General features: G+C 46.6%; 21 protein-coding genes. 13 read left to right on the forward strand and 8 right to left on the reverse strand.

The genetic code is table 11. The annotated features are described in order from the left end of the window. Positions 1 to 3 precede the first annotated feature (3 nt). The 9 genes from J0L70_RS28805 to J0L70_RS32065 all read left to right on the forward strand — a co-directional run bounded on the left by J0L70_RS28805 (position 4) and on the right by J0L70_RS32065 (position 5,385). Positions 4 to 609 carry a hypothetical protein gene (locus J0L70_RS28805; RefSeq protein ID WP_287456834.1) on the forward strand — a complete coding sequence of 202 codons (606 nt, stop codon included), beginning with the start codon at positions 4 to 6 and terminating at the stop codon, positions 607 to 609. Beyond that, positions 606 to 797, forward strand: a complete 192-nt coding sequence (locus J0L70_RS28810; protein ID WP_287456835.1) for a hypothetical protein — start codon at positions 606 to 608, stop codon at positions 795 to 797. Before J0L70_RS28805 ends, J0L70_RS28810 begins: the two co-directional genes overlap by 4 nt. A 3-nt stretch (positions 798 to 800) precedes the next feature. Beyond that, positions 801 to 956: a hypothetical protein gene (locus J0L70_RS28815; RefSeq protein ID WP_287456836.1), complete on the forward strand. Its 156-nt coding sequence runs from the start codon at positions 801 to 803 to the stop codon at positions 954 to 956. Continuing rightward, positions 953 to 1,369 carry a hypothetical protein gene (locus J0L70_RS28820; protein WP_287456837.1) on the forward strand — a complete coding sequence of 139 codons (417 nt, stop codon included), beginning with the start codon at positions 953 to 955 and terminating at the stop codon, positions 1,367 to 1,369. Before J0L70_RS28815 ends, J0L70_RS28820 begins: the two co-directional genes overlap by 4 nt. An 11-nt stretch (positions 1,370 to 1,380) precedes the next feature. Then, entirely contained in the window at positions 1,381 to 2,247 is an 867-nt protein-coding gene (locus J0L70_RS28825) for a hypothetical protein (protein ID WP_287456838.1), read from the forward strand. Positions 2,248 to 2,313: 66 nt separating this feature from the next. Then, a complete protein-coding gene (locus J0L70_RS28830) occupies positions 2,314 to 4,146 on the forward strand; it encodes an ATP-binding protein (protein WP_287456839.1) in 1,833 nt (610 codons plus the stop codon). A 465-nt stretch (positions 4,147 to 4,611) separates the two neighbouring features. After that, on the forward strand, positions 4,612 to 4,794 hold the full coding sequence (locus J0L70_RS28835) for a type II toxin-antitoxin system HicA family toxin (RefSeq protein WP_287456840.1): 183 nt from the start codon (positions 4,612 to 4,614) through the stop codon (positions 4,792 to 4,794). 4 nt (positions 4,795 to 4,798) lie between these two features. Beyond that, a complete protein-coding gene (locus tag J0L70_RS28840) occupies positions 4,799 to 5,122 on the forward strand; it encodes a hypothetical protein (RefSeq protein ID WP_287456842.1) in 324 nt (107 codons plus the stop codon). Between the two features lie 8 nt (positions 5,123 to 5,130). Then, on the forward strand, positions 5,131 to 5,385 hold the full coding sequence (locus tag J0L70_RS32065) for a GIY-YIG nuclease family protein (protein ID WP_353736675.1): 255 nt from the start codon (positions 5,131 to 5,133) through the stop codon (positions 5,383 to 5,385). A 55-nt stretch (positions 5,386 to 5,440) separates the two neighbouring features. Here J0L70_RS32065 and J0L70_RS28845 read toward each other — a convergent pair whose 3' ends face one another. The 4 genes from J0L70_RS28845 to J0L70_RS28860 form a co-directional block, all read right to left on the reverse strand. Then, positions 5,441 to 11,779 carry a cell wall hydrolase gene (locus J0L70_RS28845; protein ID WP_287456844.1) on the reverse strand — a complete coding sequence of 2,113 codons (6,339 nt, stop codon included), beginning with the start codon at positions 11,777 to 11,779 and terminating at the stop codon, positions 5,441 to 5,443. 193 nt (positions 11,780 to 11,972) lie between these two features. After that, the gene (locus tag J0L70_RS28850; RefSeq protein ID WP_287456845.1) at positions 11,973 to 12,716 is read right to left on the reverse strand and encodes a hypothetical protein; all 744 of its coding nucleotides are present in this window, start codon (positions 12,714 to 12,716) and stop codon (positions 11,973 to 11,975) included. Positions 12,717 to 12,770: 54 nt separating this feature from the next. Beyond that, entirely contained in the window at positions 12,771 to 13,172 is a 402-nt protein-coding gene (locus tag J0L70_RS28855; protein ID WP_287456846.1) for a hypothetical protein, read from the reverse strand. 189 nt (positions 13,173 to 13,361) lie between these two features. Continuing rightward, positions 13,362 to 13,808, reverse strand: coding sequence for a ribbon-helix-helix protein, CopG family (locus J0L70_RS28860; RefSeq protein ID WP_287456848.1), 447 nt, complete (start codon positions 13,806 to 13,808; stop codon positions 13,362 to 13,364). A 291-nt stretch (positions 13,809 to 14,099) separates the two neighbouring features. Here J0L70_RS28860 and J0L70_RS28865 point away from each other — a divergent pair, with 291 nt between their 5' ends. After that, positions 14,100 to 14,672 (forward strand): tyrosine-type recombinase/integrase, encoded by a 573-nt coding sequence (locus J0L70_RS28865; RefSeq protein ID WP_287456849.1) that lies wholly within the window; start codon positions 14,100 to 14,102, stop codon positions 14,670 to 14,672. Positions 14,673 to 14,733: 61 nt separating this feature from the next. On the opposite strand, the gene J0L70_RS28870 is transcribed toward J0L70_RS28865, so the two are convergent. Continuing rightward, a complete protein-coding gene (locus J0L70_RS28870; RefSeq protein WP_287456850.1) occupies positions 14,734 to 15,099 on the reverse strand; it encodes a hypothetical protein in 366 nt (121 codons plus the stop codon). Positions 15,100 to 15,216: 117 nt separating this feature from the next. On the opposite strand from J0L70_RS28870, the gene J0L70_RS28875 reads away from it, so the two are divergent. Beyond that, a complete protein-coding gene (locus tag J0L70_RS28875) occupies positions 15,217 to 15,804 on the forward strand; it encodes a terminase small subunit (protein WP_287456851.1) in 588 nt (195 codons plus the stop codon). A gap of 1 nt (position 15,805) precedes the next feature. Here J0L70_RS28875 and J0L70_RS28880 read toward each other — a convergent pair whose 3' ends face one another. Continuing rightward, a complete protein-coding gene (locus tag J0L70_RS28880) occupies positions 15,806 to 16,066 on the reverse strand; it encodes a hypothetical protein (protein ID WP_287456853.1) in 261 nt (86 codons plus the stop codon). Positions 16,067 to 16,421: 355 nt separating this feature from the next. Between J0L70_RS28880 and J0L70_RS28885 the strand changes: the two genes are divergently transcribed. Continuing rightward, a complete protein-coding gene (locus J0L70_RS28885) occupies positions 16,422 to 17,864 on the forward strand; it encodes an AAA family ATPase (RefSeq protein ID WP_287456855.1) in 1,443 nt (480 codons plus the stop codon). Beyond that, positions 17,861 to 18,544, forward strand: coding sequence for a Rho termination factor N-terminal domain-containing protein (locus tag J0L70_RS28890; RefSeq protein WP_287456857.1), 684 nt, complete (start codon positions 17,861 to 17,863; stop codon positions 18,542 to 18,544). Before J0L70_RS28885 ends, J0L70_RS28890 begins: the two co-directional genes overlap by 4 nt. 93 nt (positions 18,545 to 18,637) lie before the next feature. On the opposite strand, the gene J0L70_RS28895 is transcribed toward J0L70_RS28890, so the two are convergent. Beyond that, on the reverse strand, positions 18,638 to 19,123 hold the full coding sequence (locus J0L70_RS28895; protein WP_287456858.1) for a toxin-antitoxin system TumE family protein: 486 nt from the start codon (positions 19,121 to 19,123) through the stop codon (positions 18,638 to 18,640). Beyond that, the gene (locus J0L70_RS28900; RefSeq protein ID WP_287456859.1) at positions 19,095 to 19,400 is read right to left on the reverse strand and encodes a hypothetical protein; all 306 of its coding nucleotides are present in this window, start codon (positions 19,398 to 19,400) and stop codon (positions 19,095 to 19,097) included. Before J0L70_RS28900 ends, J0L70_RS28895 begins: the two co-directional genes overlap by 29 nt. Between the last annotated feature and the right edge of the window lie 122 nt (positions 19,401 to 19,522).

Here is a 19,522-nt window from a genome sequence, read left to right on the forward strand (position 1 = left end):
ACGATGATGTATTTCGCACCTGAGCACGTTGCTCAGTTTGAAGCGTTTGAAAAATGGCGAAAATCTCACCCAAATGGATATTCAGAATCCTTCAAGCCTGATTCTGAGGTCTTCAAACCTGATTCAGAATCCTTCAAGCCTCGCAAACGGCGCAGATTCAGATTAATTCTGAAACCTGCTCTGAAGAGTAATCAAAAAGCAGATCGCTTTGCCCTAGGAAAGTTCAGCGATCTGCTTCACCCCAACAACCATCAAATTATTGAGGATTCAACCATTATGACTAAATCAATCGGACATTTTGGCGGCGACTACAGCAATCCTGCAATCAAGGAATTCGCCGAGCAATTTGAAGATGCAGCAGGCAATTGCAGTCTATCTGATAACGATCAAGCGGCATTGGTTGCAGTGCTTAGTGTTCATGCTTGGGGTTTGAAGTCTGGGCTACAAGATGACTTTTGGACAAGTGTGGGAGACGCGATCGGGGATGGTGTTGAAACCTCAATGGAGAACGAAACAGCAAGCGATCCAATGCTATTGGCATTATCTGCACTGGAATCGCTTGAAGATCCAATGCAGTGCTGGTCGCTGATCACTTGGTTAATTCAATGATTGATCTCAAAGGCGAATTTATCCCACATGCGCTCGAACATATGGCTTCAGAGCGGGTGAAAGCAACAATGCAGCAGATTCGCAGCATCGTCGAAAATTCCGGCTTGGATGAAGACGAGTTACCTGATCTGCAATTCCTGATTGAAGACCTTGCCAATGATTTAGAAAACCTAATCCCGGAGGATTAGATCATGAGTAACTATCACCGTGATGACGGATCGATGATGAGCGGGATTTTCGTATTTGGTTGCGTCCTGCTTGCTTTCGTCGCTGGCTACTGGGTGCGTGACCAGGGTGTTCTATTCAAGGTTGAAGTCCCACAAGTCGAGCAACGGAGGGCGAAGTGAGCCTACACAAACAGCTTTACAAATCCTCTCGAAATCTTGGTATCGGGTTACTGCTATTCTCAGCCGCGATCGGTGGCACTCAGCTATTCATCAGAGCGGGAAAGCAGCACCAAACTGACCTACGAACTTCTGAGATTGAGCAGCGCGCTCAAATTGCAGAGAAGCAAGCCGATGCACAAGACAGAGAGGCTAAAGCCTTTCAGAAAGCAGACCAGTTAAACATCGATCGGCTGATTGTTGGAGATCTTAGCCGAGAGCAAATCAAACCAGGGCTTCCGGGTTGGAAGAATCAACCAACTCAAACACGATTGATTTTCGACAAATTTGAACGCTGTGCAGGAATTTGGCGCGATCGCAAATTCACGCCTGATCAAACCGTCTGCAATAACCCCGATCATCCCTTACTCAAATAGGAGCAACACTCATGGCACTTCGCAGCGCTCAAGGCAATTCAACTCAGCCCAAAGCAACTGGATCAGATTCGACTCAGCCCAAATCGAATCACAACACTGAACCGACTGCCGATGAAATCTTTAGTTCACTCGCAGATACGATCGCGTGGTTCTTCTCCCGTCCAGCTGCACTTTACAAGTGGTGTACGGCTCCACGGGGAGGACAGCGCATCTTTCTCGGTTCCATCGCCATTTACTTCTGGCTGTGCAGTGCTGAATCTTATTGGCAAGCACTCGCGATCGGCAATCACTTCTCGAAGACGGGCAAGTTTGACGGCTCATACATTGCCGAAACTCATCCAAGCTTCATGCCAAAGCCGTTCTCGCCTAACAATGGCAACATTCAGAACATCGGCGTTGCATTCGCTGATCCAAACTTCTACGTGACGGGTGTTATCTCGATCGTCATTTTGGGAGTTCAAGCCAACTTGCAACGCGGTAAAAAGTCTGTTGCCAAAGCTAAGCAGGACTACGAATCGGTGAAAAACTTCCGGGTGGGCGAAGTTCCAAAAGAAGCGATCGATGTGGTTCATATCGAAGCAAAAGCCTACAAGCAGGCGGGTACAGCCAATCATAAAAAGATCTCAGGCGTGGTTCGAGCTTCCTATGTTGTGGACATTGCATCAGCCGTCGCACCGCTTTATCGGTTCATGTTCCTTAGTCCTAGCGCTTTCGTCACTTCTGTTATCTGGACTTATATCAATGTCTTTGCCGCAGAAAAGTTTGTGGCACTGTGGCAAGCCAATGAAGACATCGTGAAGGCTGAAAACGAGTCGAAGCGATTCCCCAAAGTGCTGAACTTTAGAAAGCCTTCTGCAAACAAATCTGAATCTGCATAGATATGACAAAGGGGAGCCGTCACACTCCCCTTTTTTTCCATTCAAGTCCCCGGTGAGGCAAGTTAAATGGCTCTAGACAAGTTTAATCCTCAATTAATGCACGATGATCAGCTTCTACCAGCGACCCTGTTGGAGATGGGCGACACGCTCAACTTCATCGAAACCCGTAAACATAGCCTGCGTAATGAGATCAAGACATCCAAGATTGATGCTGGAGTGGGCAAGGTTTCAGGGCTTGCGGGTATTGCAGGCGGAGGCGCACTCCTCATTCTCAGCAATCCGTTAGGCTCACTCATCGTCGCAGGAGGAGCGATCTCCTATTCGATGGCAGTCTTTGCCCAATGGTTGCAAACTGGCAAAGTTCAAATCATGCCACTGTCCAGCAAGACCCAAGCCGAGCGTGATGTTGAGTTGTCCAGTTCAACCGAAACCGGAAATGCTTACGATGTCGCTGCAATTCAAGGGCAGCGGGATTCGATTCGGGAAGATGCAGCCTACTTGAGCGATCGCGAAAAGGTTGAGTATGAATTGCTCCACTTCTCGCCAGAAGGTTTACTGTCAGCAATGAACCATGTTCACCCAACCCAGAGATGGGCTTGCTATCAATTCCTCATTGATGCATTTCTCGCGGGTACAATTCAGAGCTATTTTGCCAATCCCCAAGCATTGCGAGATGTTTTGGGCAATCCGCAAATTTATATAAGCCATCTGCCAGAAGCATCGAAGCGATTCCCTCAATATGGATTGCAAAGCGCGGGTGCAATTGAAGGGGAGAAAGCACGATCGTCTTTCCAACCTGCGGCAGTGCCCACAATTGGGGCAAATACCCGATTGAATGCGGTAGAGGCGCAATCATCGCCAATGATTCAAAGTGTCGCTTCTACGGCTCCAAAACAGGCATCAGAGGATATTGCCAAGTCACTTGCCGAACATCTGCAATCAACTTTGATCGTTGGGCAACCAGGGGCAGGCAAAGGACTCACGATCGCTTACGCAACTCGCTGGATTAAACAGTTGCACCCTGACTGTCAGATTTGGGCAATTGATCCGAAGTCAGATCCGGCAGAGGCGGATTACTGGAAGATGTGCGATCGCTTACTGCAATGTCCCATTCGTCCGTTCACGCCTGCTGAGGACATGGAAGCCATTCAAGACGCGATCGATCACTTCATCGCTGAGTTTCAAAACTCACGCGCACCCATGAAACTTCTGATTTTCGATGAAGCATTAGCGGTGAAGGAAAAGACCGGGAAGTGGTTCAAGGGACTGATGGCAGGGTTCAACGCGCTTTGCTCAATGGGACGGAGTTCTAAACAGTATGGATGGTTAGTTTCTCAATCCCCCAATACTGATGATTTCGGTATCAGTGGCGGAACTCGCAACGTTTACAGAAGGGTGTTGTTGTTGGCGAAATCAAATCAAGGATTGATTGCCAATCGTTCGACCTTCTTTAGTGGTGAACCAACGCAATCGCAACTCGAAACTACTGGACGGGTTTACTTCGACTCGATTACAAACTCGTGGGGAATCACTCCGGTCTATCCTGACCTGGTTCAAGATAGACCGGAACCAAAACCGGAACCACGATCGCGCAGACATTCTTTAGAGTCGATTCTGCAATCTGATGAAGCCGAGCATCCGATCGAGCAGTTCTATCACAGCGATTCAATGCCATCTGATGCCGCTAAAACAGATGATTCAGAACTCGCAATCAGAACCGAAATCAAGCGTTTCCTACTGGCAAATAGTGAAGGCTCTAAACCGCGTGACCTTGCCAGAAATGCCCGTCAGCCTGTTCGTGGGATGTCTACAGAGGATATCAAGCTTTACCTGGAAGTAATGGCGTTAGATAAAGAAATTTACGAGGTTGATGGCACATTTTTTACTAACAGTAATTAACCTCTGTCGCATTTGTCGCATTGTCGCAAAATATCCCTTGTCGCATTCTGTCGCAATGGTGCGACAAGGGTGCGACAGCCCTTGCAACAGTGCGACAAAATGCGACATGCGACATGCGACACCGCAAAATGCGACAGTGCGACGCTCTACAAATGAACTATCAAACTATTAGGAGAAGGCTATGTATTGCGCCGTTTGGGAAGTTAAAAATGAAGTAGAATTTTTGACCAGATTAAAGGATGGAAGGACAGATTTTGATGAAACCCCTGTTGTAGCTGAAGACTCGATCGAGGGTTTTGAGTCTGATTTCGTGCCACCGATACACTCGTTTATCACCCTCCAATTGAGGAGACAAATGGTGAAGTTTCGGGTTGTTTTCGTTGATACGTACATCGAACGAATAGATAACAAAACGCAAGTCTCGGCCGCGCATCTTTACGTGATTCGACTCGCGGGGAATAAGTCATGAGCCACAAATTCAAACAGAAACTACAGGCACACGGATGGCAATTTAAGCGCAATGGCAAAGGCAGTCATGAGATATGGTCCCATCCCAAACGAGGGACGATCGCGGTTTCCCTCAATGCCCAACGCGGCAAAATCGATCTCGCTTTGTCCTCAAAATTGTTTGGCGTTGCAGGAGTTTAGCCGCATGAAATTAGCATCATTTTGTGTTCCTGGATTCAACCGCTTCGATCCAATCGGCTTGGAATTTCGCGCCAAATCAAAGCGACTCGGAATTGAGCAAATCTATTTCTGGACAGCACCATTCGGCGCGAAAAACGATCGTCTTTTCCGGTGGTTGCCAGAATCATCAAGTTGGAAGGAATGCCCGGTTAGTGGACTGAGCGAGAAGAAACGCTCTCAGTTGCTCGAATGTTGGAATTCTCAGAAAGATATTGGACTATGGATCGCTCAGTCGAAGCGGCTAGCTGAGCTAAACCGGAATTTACGCGATCGTACCTATGCCGCATGATTTACGTAATGCATTCTGAGAGGCAGCAAGCGCTCAAAATTGGCATCGCCAAGGATATCGATCAACGTCTCATGACACTCAGGACCTCATGCCCTGATTGGGAGGTTCTACGGCATCTCAGCCTCAAATCAGCGATGATCGAGCGCAGAATCGAGCAGAGATTGCATAAGCAATTCCGACACGAAAATATCGAACGCGAACTTTTCCACTACTCGATAGGACTTCTCCAAGAAATCGATCGAATCTTCGCAAACTATCAATAAAAACCTCCCCTACTGATCCGGAGTGGATCAGTAGGGGAGGTTTTTTGCGTCTGAATCAAAAACCCGCCTGCCGTCGTGCCGAAGGGCTAGATCTTAGAAAATCGAGCGCCATTTTTGCCCCTTGCTGTGGATCATTTCTGCGATTGACCCGCGTTTCAAGTTGAGAAAGCAGCGAGTCTGCCTGCTCTCGGCTTACCATGTCAGCGTCACCAACCTTTTTATATTCAACGGTGAAGCTGTGACTGCGAGAGATTGAATTTTCGGGTGAAAGCGTTTCATAAACTTGAGCCATTTGCCCTTCAATCCCCATCACGCCACCTTTATCAAAGTTCGGAATCAGTCCATCGATCACAGCCGATCGTAAGTAATTGACCTGTGGAATGGTGAGAACTCTTTCACCCTCATGCAGTGCCGCAAGAATGGGAGTACGACCGCTCAATAATTTCTCACGTTTCAATCCATCGGCAATGGCGCTAAGCGTAGGCACACCTTCAAAAGAACCCATCTCACCACCGCTTGCAAAGTTCAGCAGTTTAGCGATGCTCTTACCCGTGCTTGCACCCGCAGTAGAACCGATCGCGGGCTTTCCTCCTGCAAATAATCCTAAACCTGTTTGCAGTAGACTCAGGAATGTACCCGCTGCACCACCACCGCTTGAACCTGTCCCTCTACCTTGGAACAGTCCGATGATTGACTGCATGATATTCGGCAAGCCTTGCTGAGCGACTTGTAAGAAGCCAGCTCCAAAACTTTGACCGACTCCGACTTGACCCGTGGTTGCCGCAAAATCAAGTGCAAGCGTTTGCCCAATGCCGCTAAAGTCAATCGGTTTAATCAATCCTTCTTGACCCATGCCAAGTCCAGGAGTCGGATTTAGCAGATTGGAAAGCGCACCGCCCGCAGGTACGATCGTATTTCCGAATGCCGTGGGTATCGGTCGCATTGATTCAGCAAGTGAGCCTATGCCGCCCATTGGTAACTCGCCATCCAAGATGGATTTGGCACGAATTGCAGCTTCGATTAAGCGTTGCCCCGCTGACATGCCACCTTGCTCTAATAACCCTTGAGTCATCGTTGCACTATCAACCATTGGATCAGATTTTCCGACTCCGAATAGACCACCGAGTAAGCCTTGATTCTTTTTACCGTCACCGAATACACCATTTGTAATGACATTGGTAAACATGTCAATGCCCTTGTTGATAAAGACATCGGCAATATTTTTCAGCATGGCTTGCCAGTCGAAGCCCTTACCGTCAATAAAACCTCGGATGCCACCTTTTAAGCCATCTGAGAAAGCCGATCGTGTTTGGTCACGTAATGCCTCAGCAATGGTCGGGAATTTCGATTTAATCTCCTCAAGGTCATTAATCGTCGTTTGTTTCAGCGTGTCTAACTGCGCTTGTCTCGCCTGCTCGATCGCATCAGCACTGCCTAATCCTGCACTTTGCAGCACAGAACGCCCGTCTTCAGTCTGGAGCATTTTCAAACGATCGAGTGCTTGCTGATTGACCTCATTCACTCGCGCTCTGACATTCTCCTGTACCTGAATCCCTGCTGCTCGTCTGCGTAAATCGATCGCGGCTTGCGGGTTAAACTTCTCCAGTGCTTTCGCCTGCGCCTCTAAGCCAGAGCTTTGATCACCTGCAATCTGTTTTTTCAGTGCAGCAGTTTCTTTTTCTCTATCCAGTTTTAATTGCAGTTCAGCAAAGACGATCGCGGCTCTGTTCGCTTCATTCAGTTTCTCTTGTGCCGCAGTCGCCTCATTAATTCGTTCTGTGATTAACGATCGTTGTTCTGCCGATAGTCCCTCTAAGTTCAGCGATTCTTTTTGGTCACGCAGGTAATCGCGCAATTTATTCGAGGTTTCTCTAAACCGGGCATCTCGTTCAGCGCGTTTCTTCGCGAATTCTCCTTCTGCTGTATTGAATCCATATTCTGAGCGTGAGAAATCTGCGATCGACCTCATTTGCTCTGAGAATCGGATATCCATTCTCTCGGCAAAGTTGCGCTCGATTAATTCGCGTCCTTTCTTCAGATTCTCTGGCAGTTCAGCCAATTCTTTCTGTAACTGGGGGATTTCTTGCTCAAGTTGCTTTTTCTGTTCTGGGTCAGTCGTTGCTTTGGCTAAAGCCTCAAATTGTGAAAGTTGTGATTTCAGTTCCGATTCGCGTTTACGACCTCTCTCGTCAAATTGCGCTAACTCGATCGCGTTTTGTCTGTACTCTGATTTTTCACCGTACTGTCCTGATTCTTGCAGTCGTTCTGCTTCAGTGTCGCGACGAGTTTTGAGAACTGCGTCAACCTGCTTTCTGATTTCATTTCTCACAGGTTCAAGTTTTACGTCACGCAGCTTTTTACGCTCGTCTAACCGTGCTTGTGCTTGCTTCAGTTCAGCCTCAAAATCAATAGGGCTAATCCCCCTCGCTTTCAATTCGGAAGCGGTTGCTTTCTTCGGATCAAATGGTTGCCCTGACTGTTTCCCTTCCTCGATCGCGCTTGCAATTCGCAGTTTTTTATTCGCCTGCAATCGCTTGATGTCTTCAATTTCGCGTTCTGCTGTGCGAATCGAGTCAGCATATTGATCTTCAACTTGATTCACTTTCTGCTGATTCTGGAGCGCTTCTCTCACCCCTTGATCTTCAGATTTGTAAAGCTTGCTGATTCGGGCATTCAGTGCTGCGTCACGTTTTTCACGCTCTAACCGTCGATTCTGATCGTCGTTCTCACGTCTTTTTTTGAGAATTGGATCACCTGCTTCCAAACGATCGAGTTCTTCTTTCAGTTGCCCTGATACACCTTTCTTCGCTAATGCCTTAAATTCCTCGTCTGAAAGTAGTTTATTGGTGGCGGTTGTGGCAGTGGAACCGCTATCGACGTTTTTACCGTTGATACTCACAGCCCCTCTGCCTGCAAGGTCGAGTCGCTTCAGCGCATCAGCTTGTGACTCACTACTACCCTGTTTATTGTCAGGGAGTCCACGGCTCATCGCTCCGTGTCCCGTCCACATGATTGTTTTACCGGAACTGTCTACGATTCGCGCAAAGTTTCCATATCCGCCTGGATCTTGCGAATAAACAACATTTGTTCCAGGAACCGACGGCAACATGATCTCGTGATTTTTCACCGAATCACTGAAACGATTTGTGCCTTGTTTGGGTGCGTAGTAATCAACTGAGTACACTCCACGATTTTCATCACGCCCTTGGGAATGATGAGCGCCGATCGCTTTCTTCAGAGTTTCGAGACGATTGGGGTCATTGAGTCGATAGGTGAGTCCTGAAACAGCAGCATTAGAAAATTCAATAAATCGTCCTTCCGCTTCATACCCTTTAGCAATTTGGTCAAATAATTGCCCAATCTTCTCCATCCCAAGAGAGCGTTGAAACTTGGAGTCAATGTGATATTCTGCGCCCGCTCCAATATCCCCCGATGCACCCGTGTATAAACCGGAGCGCATTGCACCACCACCAACGATCGTCCCTCCAGAACTGCCACCACCACTTGCACCGAAAATTGAATCAATCCCGATCGAGTTGTACCGATTACCCGCTGAATCACTTCTAGCGTTGAAGAAGAAATTAGACTGCCCATTGCGCTGCACCACATCATTCGCATTCTCGCGACCCATGCCAACGCCAAGGAAGTACGATCGTGATCCAATCGCTTCGGCAGAGCGTTTCACCATATTTGGATCACGGACTGCGGCAAAGAATTCGTCAATGAGTTGCTTTGCAGCTTCGCGTGACATTTTGCGGGCTTTCATCAAAGCCGCGATCGCACTTTCTTCGTCCTTAATGTCGTCTCTGCCGATCCCGTAGCCACCGTCGGCAACACTGAAGAATGGTTGAAACTGCCCTGGCGCGAATGCCTGATCTCGGATTGTTTTACCCTTATTGTCGAAATTATTCCCAACTCGGTTTGCAATAACTTTCGCTACATCTACTTGCCCCTGCTTATCGCCTTCACCCGCTTCTAAAATCGACAGTACAGCACCCACAAATTGATCGGCACTGGATGCACCGCCCGCGCCTACCTCCCCTTGATTGGGTGAAGGCGAGTTGATCATCTTCATCAGATCTTTTAACCACGGGGGAGCCATGTTTTTCAACTGATCCGTGATTTTAGGGATTGCACCCAACAGATCGAAGAATGCCTGTTTGATTTTATTAGCTATTCCTTGAGCAATATTTAAGCTTGCTTTGAATAATTCTGACTTCCCGACTGTTTCGTTTAAGAATTGAGTAATCTTGTCCCAAATGGTTCGGATTAAATTCAAAGCTCCGACAATGCCATTCGCAATTATGGTTAGCCATTTCGCTGTCATTGTGACACTGAGAACAATGAACGGCAGAATTAATTGCAGAATGCCCCAGATAACGCCGATCGCTTTTCCGATTAGGTCAGCAGTATTTGCAATCGCAACGATCGCCACGCTGATTACAGATGACAATAAACCGCCGATCGTATCCCACAGTTGATTTTGCTGACTTAACCAGCCAAAGACTTCGCCTAAAGTACCTGCAACTGAGCTTAAAGCAGAGAAGATAGTATTTATTGCCGTTTGCACTGCGGGATTTGCCATCGCACCTAGAAATGCTTCTGTTGCGGCTTTGCCTATATCCAAGATGAAATCCCAAGCATTTTTAAGTAGTGGGCTTAGAGATTGAAAGAATTCAACTACTTTAGGCATTACATTCGCTACAAACTCAGCGACTATTGGCTGAGCTTGTAGCAAAACTTCCTGTAAAACCCCTCCGACTTGGACGATCGTGCCTTTTGCATTTTCAAAAACTCCCCCAATTAAAGGGGCAATAGCACTAAAAACAGGGGCAAGTGTCTGGAATGCTTGCGCGGCAATTGGAGCGATGAAATTAAACGCATCGCTTAACAGCTTAGGAATACCACCGATCGCGCTTTGTACCTGATTGAAAACGTCAATCAACCCTTTCCCAAAATCAGTTTGAAAGAATGTCTGTAATCCGGCAGTTGCTTCTTTCAACGCGCCATTAATAGAGTCGATCGTGTTTTTCAGCGCGACCATCGGATCGCCTACATTCAATCCGACGGCTGTTGCTTGCGTTCCCAGTTCTGACAGAAATCCGCCCTCTCCAATCAGGCTTTTTACAGCAGCACTGACAGATTTGTAAACGTTGTCTCCTCCACCTAAATCACGCTGAATAGACAACGAGCCTTGCATCCCAAATAGCGAGTCTTTGGCTCCTTGAAACGTAGAGTCAAGAGAAGCTTTAGCCGCTTCTACCCGTTCAGGTGTTACGAATTTCGCCTGCGCTTGTTGAACGACTAATGCTCGTGATTGTGCGTCTAATTCTGACAGTTCGTTTGCATTTTTCAGCTTTGCCAATCGCACCATTTCATCAACGATTTGAGGCTGATCTTGGAAATACTGAAGCTGTCTAAGCTGTGCAAAACTTGATGTGCCATTCAGCGCACGGGATAATCCCATTCGAGCAAAGTTTGGATTTAATCCCGCTGCCCCAGAAAGGATACCTGCATCTTTTGAAATCTCGATCGCGTTTTTCTGGAAGTTTTTTAACTCGGTCGGGTCAAGCTTACGATCGATTCCTCGAAACGATTCAACCAGTTCATCTTGAATCCCGGCATAGATTGACAGGTATTGCTCAGTGGTTCCCGGTAGTGTTGCTGCTAATTTTGCAAGTTCACGCCGAGTCGATTCAAACGTTGCGCGACCTTGCTCAAAAGTTAAACCGCCCTTCGCTTGAATTGCAGATGCACCGCCGATCGCTTCCTGCTCTGCTGACATCCCGCGCTTAACTTGCTCTGTAAGGTTATTTTCAGTAATAGTTTGACGAATGCCTCCGGTTATGTCACCCAAGATAGTAGAAGCAATCCCGCGTAACGCATTAACAGACCCGCCGATCGCGCCTCCAATCCCACCCACTAATCCGGTTGCGAGTGAGGTTGCAATGTTCGCTTTGAGGATGGATGAAACAATCGTGTTTCCAAGATCCGCTTGTTGAATCCCTTGTTGTAATGCACCACTAATCCCATTCGATATGCCGCTTGTGTTCGGCATTTGGATACTGGGCTTAATTGCAATTCCAGTTAGACCGCTGTCAATTTCTGAGCGTACCTGCTTACCTAATCCGCTGATACCCCGTGCGAGGTTACGCTGAAATGTGGTGTCTAAACCAGCAGTCCCCGTTGCAATTTCTTGCCGCAGTGCATACCCGAATCGACTTACTTTTATCCCATCAGCCAGTCCGTTCGATAATGCCCGTGACATTGATCGTGCGGCATCATCGGCAAGTTTATTCAGGTCAGCGAGGAGTGCAGCGCGATCCTTCCTGTAGCCTGAAAAGTCGATCGCGGTATCGACGCTGATTTTGCCGATGGAGTAGGGAGAGGGCATATTTTTGCAGCAAATCTATCTTCAATTTTGTGCAAAACCCTCACTTCTCCATCTCGAAGTACAATCGCGCTCCGCAGCCATGACAAATGATGGACCGCACCGGTTCGCTTCGTCATCAGTAGCACTAGGTTGTCTGCGGCAAGTGAACGGAGGCGTTAGGCTTATTGCTAGGTGTGTGCTGGATGCTGAAATCTCAACATCCAGCGACCACTTGTGCAGCGTGGTATTTAGCGCGGTTGAAGGTTTGGTACTGAGATAAAGGATTTGCACGTTCGTTTATCTCGAATGCAGTTAGCGCTACTCGGTCCGGGTCTGGTTCCTCTTGTTTTGATTCACAGGTGAATTTCATCGCAAGTTCAAGATCGTTTGTACGAAACTGGGCATTTCCCCTTCTCCATGTTCGCAAGGTTTCCCGCGCATATTTGGTGTTCTCAGCAGTTGAGAGATATTTCTCCATTTCTTCTGCAAACCTTTCACCATCTGTTTTTGGTGGCTGTGCTTTGATGTCCGGTTCAACAGGTGCGATGGGAACAGGAGTAGAGGCAGCAGCAACCGAATATGCTTCACCCACTTCACCACCAACCGATTTGGCGAATTTCTCGGCTCTAGTACGATCGCTGAAACTAGCCAGTTGCACAGTAGGCTTTCCGTTCTTCTCGCGAGTTTTCGCGATCGCATCCTTGCAAAATTTCGCTTGAATCTCTGCCAAGTTCCCGCCGTCGATGAAAACTGGATACCAATTGTCAGCACTGCCCGAATCGCCACACGTTTCTTTAGCCACTTGTGCAGGGTTGTCAGTCGGACTCGGTTTTGCAGAGATAGGAGCTTGATTTGTTGTAGAAGTTGGACTCGTTTTCGATCCATTGTTGGCAGCGATTCCAATTCCTCCAAGAATTCCGATCGCGATGGGAGCGGCGACGATTAGTAAGCGTTTCATTTTTCCTTTGGGTCAAGTGTTCTGTTTTGAATCAGCTTCAATCTTCTGGTCAATTTAGTCTGAAATCTGCGGACAAAAGGCTGCCCTAGCAGCCATTGACTGTGTAACCAAGAGGGTTATCAGGTTTTCTCTCTCATCCTTGGTTTTGGCGGTGGCAACCACTTGGCTATATTTTTGATTGATTTCGCGTCTGCTTGTCCCGCTAAGACGAGCATTACAGTAAGTAATACCGCCATCCACAATCTTTCTCTTATTCTCGGAACTTAACCCACGCAAAACAGTTAGAACGAAAGAATCAGCGCGTGTGGGGTTTGTTTGTAGTATCACTTCCATTGCGCCCCAAAAACGTTGTTCAGCATTAGCGTCGTACTGAACCAACTCGGCTCTAGCTGAATTAGAGACTGTGCAGAAGGCACTAATGGCTATCGCAGCAACATAGGCTTGAATATTATTCATTTGCTTTTCTCCGTAGACTTACTTTAAAACTTGTCATATAAATCACATTCAGAATCCAGCAATAAGGCTGAATGTGACGGCGCGATCGAGCAGTAGCCAGAGAGATCGCATTTCCGCTTGAGTTATCTATCAATTAATCAACTGCCCATCAGAGCAGATGATCCGATGAGCAGATTTTTTGTGTCTATCCTAAGCTGCTAAATCAAAGCGACTCGTCTTCCCGCACCCGTGGCAGAGAATCGATCTCACTTGTGCCGATTCATCCTCATCCGCCCAATCCGAATCGAGCGAGGAACAGTGCGGACAGATGATTAATGCGTCCGCATTCACCCATTCACTCAGCAAATATGGCGGATTTGCAACGTCCGATTGTACCGGGATATTCCCAGAGCCATCTTCCTGCCCATTCTCAGAGGGGCAATCATGATTGATTCGCGCTTCTAGGGCGGAAACACGATCGTTTAATCGCCTCACCTGCATGTTTAGAGTTTCAGGCAATCCTAGATATGAAATGAGTGCTTCGGTCATCAGTTCCGTTTGCGATCGTCCAGTCTTCTCGATCAAGGCTTCCAACTGAGCGAAAAGCTCCGGCTCTACCCTGAAGCCAATATTTTGCTTTTGAGTGCCACTAGGCATAATTTCTCATCTTAATGTCGCTAACCCTCAATTTTGCATCGATTCGAGATTGTCGCTGTGGAAAGGGTTAGAAGCGCTAACGCTATAAGCCAAGCTTATCTATTAACGAGAGAATGCGGGTTTCAAGCGTTTTATATGGCTAACGATCGATAAGTTCTGCTTTCAGGCAAGCAGATCCGTATTCGATCGGGTATCAAAGTACGGAAAATTAGGGTTTTGAGCGACTAACCTTACAATTTAGTGTTTTGTAAGGTTACAATTGAGACGTTAGCGCCGTTGAGACTTGAGAACATGATTAGCTTCGATATCGAACTTGGGAATTTAGAAGCGAGTGCCAAAGTCGATGGGCATGGACAAGCCAAAATTCTCACGGATGAAGAATTAACCCGATTATTTGAGGAAGGGTTTCAAACTTTCCGCGATCGGTCTTTGTATGCCATCTGCATGTTCACCGGATGCCGCATTAGCGAAGCGCTGAAACTGAAAGCAGAAATGATTCGGGGAAACTTTATCACGTTCACTCGTGAAACGCGCAAAGGAAAAACGGGTACTCAGCAAGTCGAAATCATTCCAGCGTTGCAGTCGTTCCTAGATGAATGGAGCCAAGCGGGAGAAATGCCAGAGTCAGGCTATCTATTCAAATCCCGACCGGACAGCAAGAAACCGTTTCTCAGCAGGATGCAGGCGCATGACATTCTGAAGGCAGCTTGCGATCGTATTGGGATCGAGGGAGTTAGCACCCATTCGTTTCGTCGCACCTACATCACAAAGCTAAGGAGTAAGGGATATTCACCTGCCCAGATTCAGAAGCGCACTGGGCACAAGCGACGGGAAAATCTGATGCACTATTTTGATCAGGTTTAACAAAGGGAGGGATACGATCTCGTTTCTCGCATCCCTCTGCAAATGTTCAACTTTGAATAGCTCAGCGGTAGCAAACGAAGTTGCCACTTTTTATCACAGTGATACACTTTCCCCCATCAGATGCCATTTTGAATGTGGCAGGTTCACCGTCGATCGTGGCTGTCCCTTCTGCTACACCCATATGCAACGATTCGATGGTCAAGAACTCGATTTGGGTTCTGACTCCATCACTCCATTCAAGTGTTGTCTGTTTGGGGATAAATCGTGTGAGTGTTCCTGAACTCGTAAATGAGCAACGATCTCGCAGAGATGTCTCTTTTCCCTGAAAAGTGCAACCGATTTTAGGAAGCTGAGCGAATCCAGGGACAGAAAGCACGATCACACTTAGCGCCGCAACTGCGAGTGCTGCAAACTTGGCAATTCTCATGGAAAAGCTCCACAAACATTTGGGCAGTGCCTTACGTTAGCCGCGATTTCTCAAACTGCACTTCTCACTCAAGGTTCTTTACCCAAAATTGATTGAATACTGTCCCGTAGTGTCCCGATGGCAAGATCCAGACGATCTGAATTAACAGAGCAGGAGAGACGATTCGCTGATGCTTATTTCGTCTGCCTGGATGTCAAGCAGTCCCTTGCTGCCGCAGCATACACGGGCAATCCAGAAGCATTGCGAAAAGCAGGGTATCGCTTGCTAACAAGTGATCGCGTTCAAGCTTATTTACAAAACCGTAGGGAGAAAGTTGTGAGTGCGACTGACCAAACGCTGAATGAAATTCTCACTCAACTGAAGACGATCGCATTCTGCAATATTAAGGACGTGGCGACCTGGGATGCTCAAGGCGTTCATTTCAAGAATTCCGATCAAATCTCTGACGAGAAAGCGCAGGCAATTAGACGGATAAAAGGTCGCAAGCGGTCGTTATTGGGCAAGGATGGTGAGGTCACAGGCGAAACCTTCGATTTTGAAGTTGAATTACACAACAAGGAAATGGCACTCAAGACACTTGCCACCTATTACGGCATTGATTCTGACTGGAACAGTCTTATCGCAGGTCTCGCCCGATTTGGACTCGTGCTGAAAGAGGATGCGAATCAACTCTCCGGCTGGAGAGTCGATCGACTGGAGAAGTAGGCTAAGGGTCGAATCTCTCGTTTAGAGTCTCGAAATCTCGGTGCTGAAGAACGATCGGCTTGGTCAGTTCGCCAGTCGCAAACACTTGAGGAATGAGCGCTTTCATATGGCGATAATCGCCCAAACTTCTAACCAGGATGAAAAGCTCATCCTGAGAGTCGGAACGGGATGCGAGGTCGATTAGATCGCCTGCATTGAATTCTCCAAACGATTTAGGTGTGCTGAGAATCATTAATTCAGGGATGTAAGATTGATCGTGCATAGTGAATGTATTTCTTTGTAGTCGAGATACTACAATTTTGATGAAACCCCGCCGTTCAACTGAGTTCGGCGGGGTTTTTGCTGTTTGAAAAAGAAGGGGGGTTGCTGTGTCTGTCTGCGGAAGTAACACGGATAAGCGCTATCACAGTTGAATAAACGAGATCGCCCGGTTGCCAGTTGAAAAACTCATTAGTGCGGTCGTACTGTTTTCTAGGAAAGCGATCGAAAAAGCTGCGTGTCAGATAAAATCCTCGACTCTCTGCTCTTAGGTGGTCTTTGAACTGCCAACTTCACAGAGCTTATACAATCCTAAGTATTTTCAGCATTAATAAGATAAAAATTTATACGTAATATACTTGCAAATAGCAATAATTACTCCGGAGCCTCAAGAGGTTTTACGTAAACACTTCTTGGTAGTCACCTCAAGGAAGACAATCGTTTTATCTTTTATGCTTATGTCATCCACAAGCCTGCAACAAGCCCTACATAGCCTTCCAGATGGGGCAGCAGAGGCAATTGTTGATTTCAACTTTGCACAACGCGCTTTTCTGGAAGCGTTGGGATTTTATACAGGAGAGGTATGTCCACAATACGATACTGGTGGTGGTACTTTTGTTGACTACGCAGTTCGCAAAAACAATTCAGATGATTGTTTCGTAAACACTAAATCGAATCCTTACCTCTTAATTGAACTGAAGGGACGAGATGTGAGCTTAGCTGAAGGCTCAGCAGGCTATAAGAAAACAGTTGCACAACTCAAGGGGTATTTGCTGGGGACTCAATGCAAAACAGTGCAGTGGGGAATTATTACCAATTCTGTTCACATTCAGCTTTTTCGTAAACACGGAAAGGTGATTCATCCAGCAACAACTTGCCTCGAAATTACAGCAGAGAATATTGACCAAGTTATTGGTTTAGTGCGAAAGAAAATTGAACAACCGATAAGAGCATTGACCGTTTCTGTCTACAACAACAAGGGTGGAGTTGGTAAAACAACTACAACAACTAATCTTGCCTCCATTTTCACCCTATTTGGTAAAACGGTACTGATTGTAGACTGCGATCCGAATCAACAAGACCTGACTAGCTCTTTAGGAATGGCATTAAACGAAGGATCTGTTTTTCAAGCACTCACAGACAGGGATGTTGATTTCTGTTCAGCAATTAAGCCATTCTCGGTTAGTTCTAGAGCATTAGGCAGAGAGCTTAAGTTTGACGTTATTCCCGCAGAGAAGCAATTTGCAGCAAATGATTTTGATGAAGTAAAACTGCGTCAACTGCTTACGCCTCATACCTTACGTCGAAAGTTAGAACCGTTGAAGTCAGAGTACGATTACATCCTCATTGATGCTCCCCCAAATTGGCGAATCTTTAGCCAATTGGCAGTTTATGCAGCGGATGTGGTCTTGATACCCACGAAACACAATAATCTATTTTCTCTAGAGAATGCAGCGATGGCGATCAAGGAGTTCATTCCCGAAGCCCAGAGAGCAAGAGACGATGGTAGTCCTGTTCCATTACCTGTCTTTTTTAATGGGGAAAAGACAACCCCGCATCAAATTGCCGCAGCTCAAATCGAAATTGCTAATATCCTCAAGCAGGCAAAGAAGGAAGGGTTTGATTTGATGCCCCATTTCTATCCAAGGTATACCAATACCAAGAAAGATTTGCATATCTTTGAAGTTCCCAGCTATGCGAATATCGCCAACGCAGCATTTGCTCGCGTTCCGGCAACTTATCGTGACAAAACCGCTCGTGATTACTATTTAGCCCTGGCAAAGGAGTACTTTCTACAATGAGTGCCTTCACTGATATTGGCAACCTTATGTATCTGTATCTTGATGAAATTGATCCAGGTGAAGGAACCGATGCTCCTGAATTTCTAATCAAAGCGACTGCACAACAGTTGAAAGATGCAGGGGGGCGGAACTGGCTACCAACGATCGTCAAAGAAACCAGCAAAGATCGCTATGAAGTAGTGGGTAATGCCTTTGTCTATGCGGTTGTAGAGGCTGCGGGGTTAGAGAGAATTTGGTGCATTGTTGCAGACGAGAGTGAGGTTACTGCTAAACTCTCACAAACGTTATCTAGAGAAGCGACTCCTCAAATTAATCTCTCCACCGCATCGAGAGATGATATTCAAGCAGCATTGCAATATCTCATTGAACAACCAGGCAGCGGATTCACAGGGATCAAACTACCTGTAGCGACGAATCGAATTGATGAAGCACCTCGTCAGTACTGGAAGACCCTAGATCCGATTACAACGCTCAAGTGCGGAATTAGCAAAGGGAAGAAGCTCAACGCTTTGAAGCGAGTTTTTTACCTAACGCCTCAACCCTTGCCGGATGTTATTAGAGATCCCGCTATTTTGCACAGTCTGACAACTCAGGAGTTAAAAAAGATGGCGAAACAGCGAGGTGTAGCGGGATATACTAAATTGAAAAAATCGGACTTAATTACTCAACTCAGCCTCTGAGCAAGTTTGAGGCAGGCACTGATCGCATCATATGGCACTCAACCGAAAGGGTAAGACAATCTATTCTTGGCATGATAATTAGTCCAAACCCGCTTAAAACAAACGCTGTTCAAGCGGGTATAGGCTGTCCCAGTAGAATTTGTCCGCTTCTTGAATGACCTCAGCTAGGGTTGGCCATTCTTCCAGATCGAAAATCTCATAAGGCGATTGATGTTTTTCGTTTCCATCTTCATCGAAGCGGTGAACATGAAACTCTGATCGGTGACCAAGATAAAAATGAACATGGGCATTGTCGTATCGAAAAACATCTCGCTCATCGCTAGTGGTCAGATGATAAGAGTATTTAACTGTTTCTACAAATTGAATGCTATTTAATTTTGAGGCTTTCAAGGTTTTGTTAACTGTCAATTCAAGCCCTCCACGGCAGATAACACGCCCCTTTATTCGAAAGTTGCCCTGTTCCAGCCTAATCAGATTGAGCGTCTCAGACTCAATCAATCCGTCTTTTTTAAGGCGCTCTAGGTAGCGAGCGTGTGTCGTGAAATAAGTGCTAGAGCGTACTCGTGAATGTTTCCCCACAGCCTTTGTCCGTTGCTGAAATCATATCTTTCAGCAGTCCATAATAGATCGCCCAATCAACAAAGTCCTGCGTTTCCTGTAATTCCCCAGAAGAAACTTTGCTGAGCATTTCCTCTGAAGCCATACGATAAGTCTGCTCATATATAGCAATTTTTCCCTCAATAAAATTCACCGACCCATTGGGAGGGACGAAAGAATTTTCAATGAGAGGAAACATTTTTCTCTCAATCTGCTCGTCAGTGAGTCCCTCCAGTTCCGATAACTTTAAACATTCCATAGCACGTGCTCCAACGGTTAATTCAAACTTATCTCTTTAAAGCACCAAAAAGATGTATCAACATGATACTTAAAGCAAAAAATATAAAAAAAGTTATAGACGTGTCATTCCCTATAATTCCT

This window comes from Leptolyngbya sp. UWPOB_LEPTO1 (assembly GCF_017302695.1).
GTDB lineage: Bacteria > Cyanobacteriota > Cyanobacteriia > Leptolyngbyales > Leptolyngbyaceae > Leptolyngbya > Leptolyngbya boryana.

What these genes read in the sequence shown, in the direction of transcription:
- J0L70_RS28805 (WP_287456834.1), top strand. Translation starts at nt 4, where the DNA reads ATGATGTATTTCGCACCTGAGCACGTTGCTCAGTTTGAAGCGTTTGAA.
- J0L70_RS28810 (WP_287456835.1), top strand. Translation starts at nt 606, where the DNA reads ATGATTGATCTCAAAGGCGAATTTATCCCACATGCGCTCGAACATATG.
- J0L70_RS28815 (WP_287456836.1), top strand. Translation starts at nt 801, where the DNA reads ATGAGTAACTATCACCGTGATGACGGATCGATGATGAGCGGGATTTTC.
- J0L70_RS28825 (WP_287456838.1), top strand. Translation starts at nt 1,381, where the DNA reads ATGGCACTTCGCAGCGCTCAAGGCAATTCAACTCAGCCCAAAGCAACT.
- J0L70_RS28830 (WP_287456839.1), top strand. Translation starts at nt 2,314, where the DNA reads ATGGCTCTAGACAAGTTTAATCCTCAATTAATGCACGATGATCAGCTT.
- J0L70_RS28835 (WP_287456840.1), top strand. Translation starts at nt 4,612, where the DNA reads ATGAGCCACAAATTCAAACAGAAACTACAGGCACACGGATGGCAATTT.
- J0L70_RS28840 (WP_287456842.1), top strand. Translation starts at nt 4,799, where the DNA reads ATGAAATTAGCATCATTTTGTGTTCCTGGATTCAACCGCTTCGATCCA.
- J0L70_RS32065 (WP_353736675.1), top strand. Translation starts at nt 5,131, where the DNA reads ATGCATTCTGAGAGGCAGCAAGCGCTCAAAATTGGCATCGCCAAGGAT.
- J0L70_RS28845 (WP_287456844.1), bottom strand. Translation starts at nt 11,779, where the DNA reads ATGCCCTCTCCCTACTCCATCGGCAAAATCAGCGTCGATACCGCGATC.
- J0L70_RS28850 (WP_287456845.1), bottom strand. Translation starts at nt 12,716, where the DNA reads ATGAAACGCTTACTAATCGTCGCCGCTCCCATCGCGATCGGAATTCTT.
- J0L70_RS28855 (WP_287456846.1), bottom strand. Translation starts at nt 13,172, where the DNA reads ATGAATAATATTCAAGCCTATGTTGCTGCGATAGCCATTAGTGCCTTC.
- J0L70_RS28860 (WP_287456848.1), bottom strand. Translation starts at nt 13,808, where the DNA reads ATGCCTAGTGGCACTCAAAAGCAAAATATTGGCTTCAGGGTAGAGCCG.
- J0L70_RS28865 (WP_287456849.1), top strand. Translation starts at nt 14,100, where the DNA reads ATGATTAGCTTCGATATCGAACTTGGGAATTTAGAAGCGAGTGCCAAA.
- J0L70_RS28870 (WP_287456850.1), bottom strand. Translation starts at nt 15,099, where the DNA reads ATGAGAATTGCCAAGTTTGCAGCACTCGCAGTTGCGGCGCTAAGTGTG.
- J0L70_RS28875 (WP_287456851.1), top strand. Translation starts at nt 15,217, where the DNA reads ATGGCAAGATCCAGACGATCTGAATTAACAGAGCAGGAGAGACGATTC.
- J0L70_RS28880 (WP_287456853.1), bottom strand. Translation starts at nt 16,066, where the DNA reads ATGCACGATCAATCTTACATCCCTGAATTAATGATTCTCAGCACACCT.
- J0L70_RS28890 (WP_287456857.1), top strand. Translation starts at nt 17,861, where the DNA reads ATGAGTGCCTTCACTGATATTGGCAACCTTATGTATCTGTATCTTGAT.
- J0L70_RS28900 (WP_287456859.1), bottom strand. Translation starts at nt 19,400, where the DNA reads ATGGAATGTTTAAAGTTATCGGAACTGGAGGGACTCACTGACGAGCAG.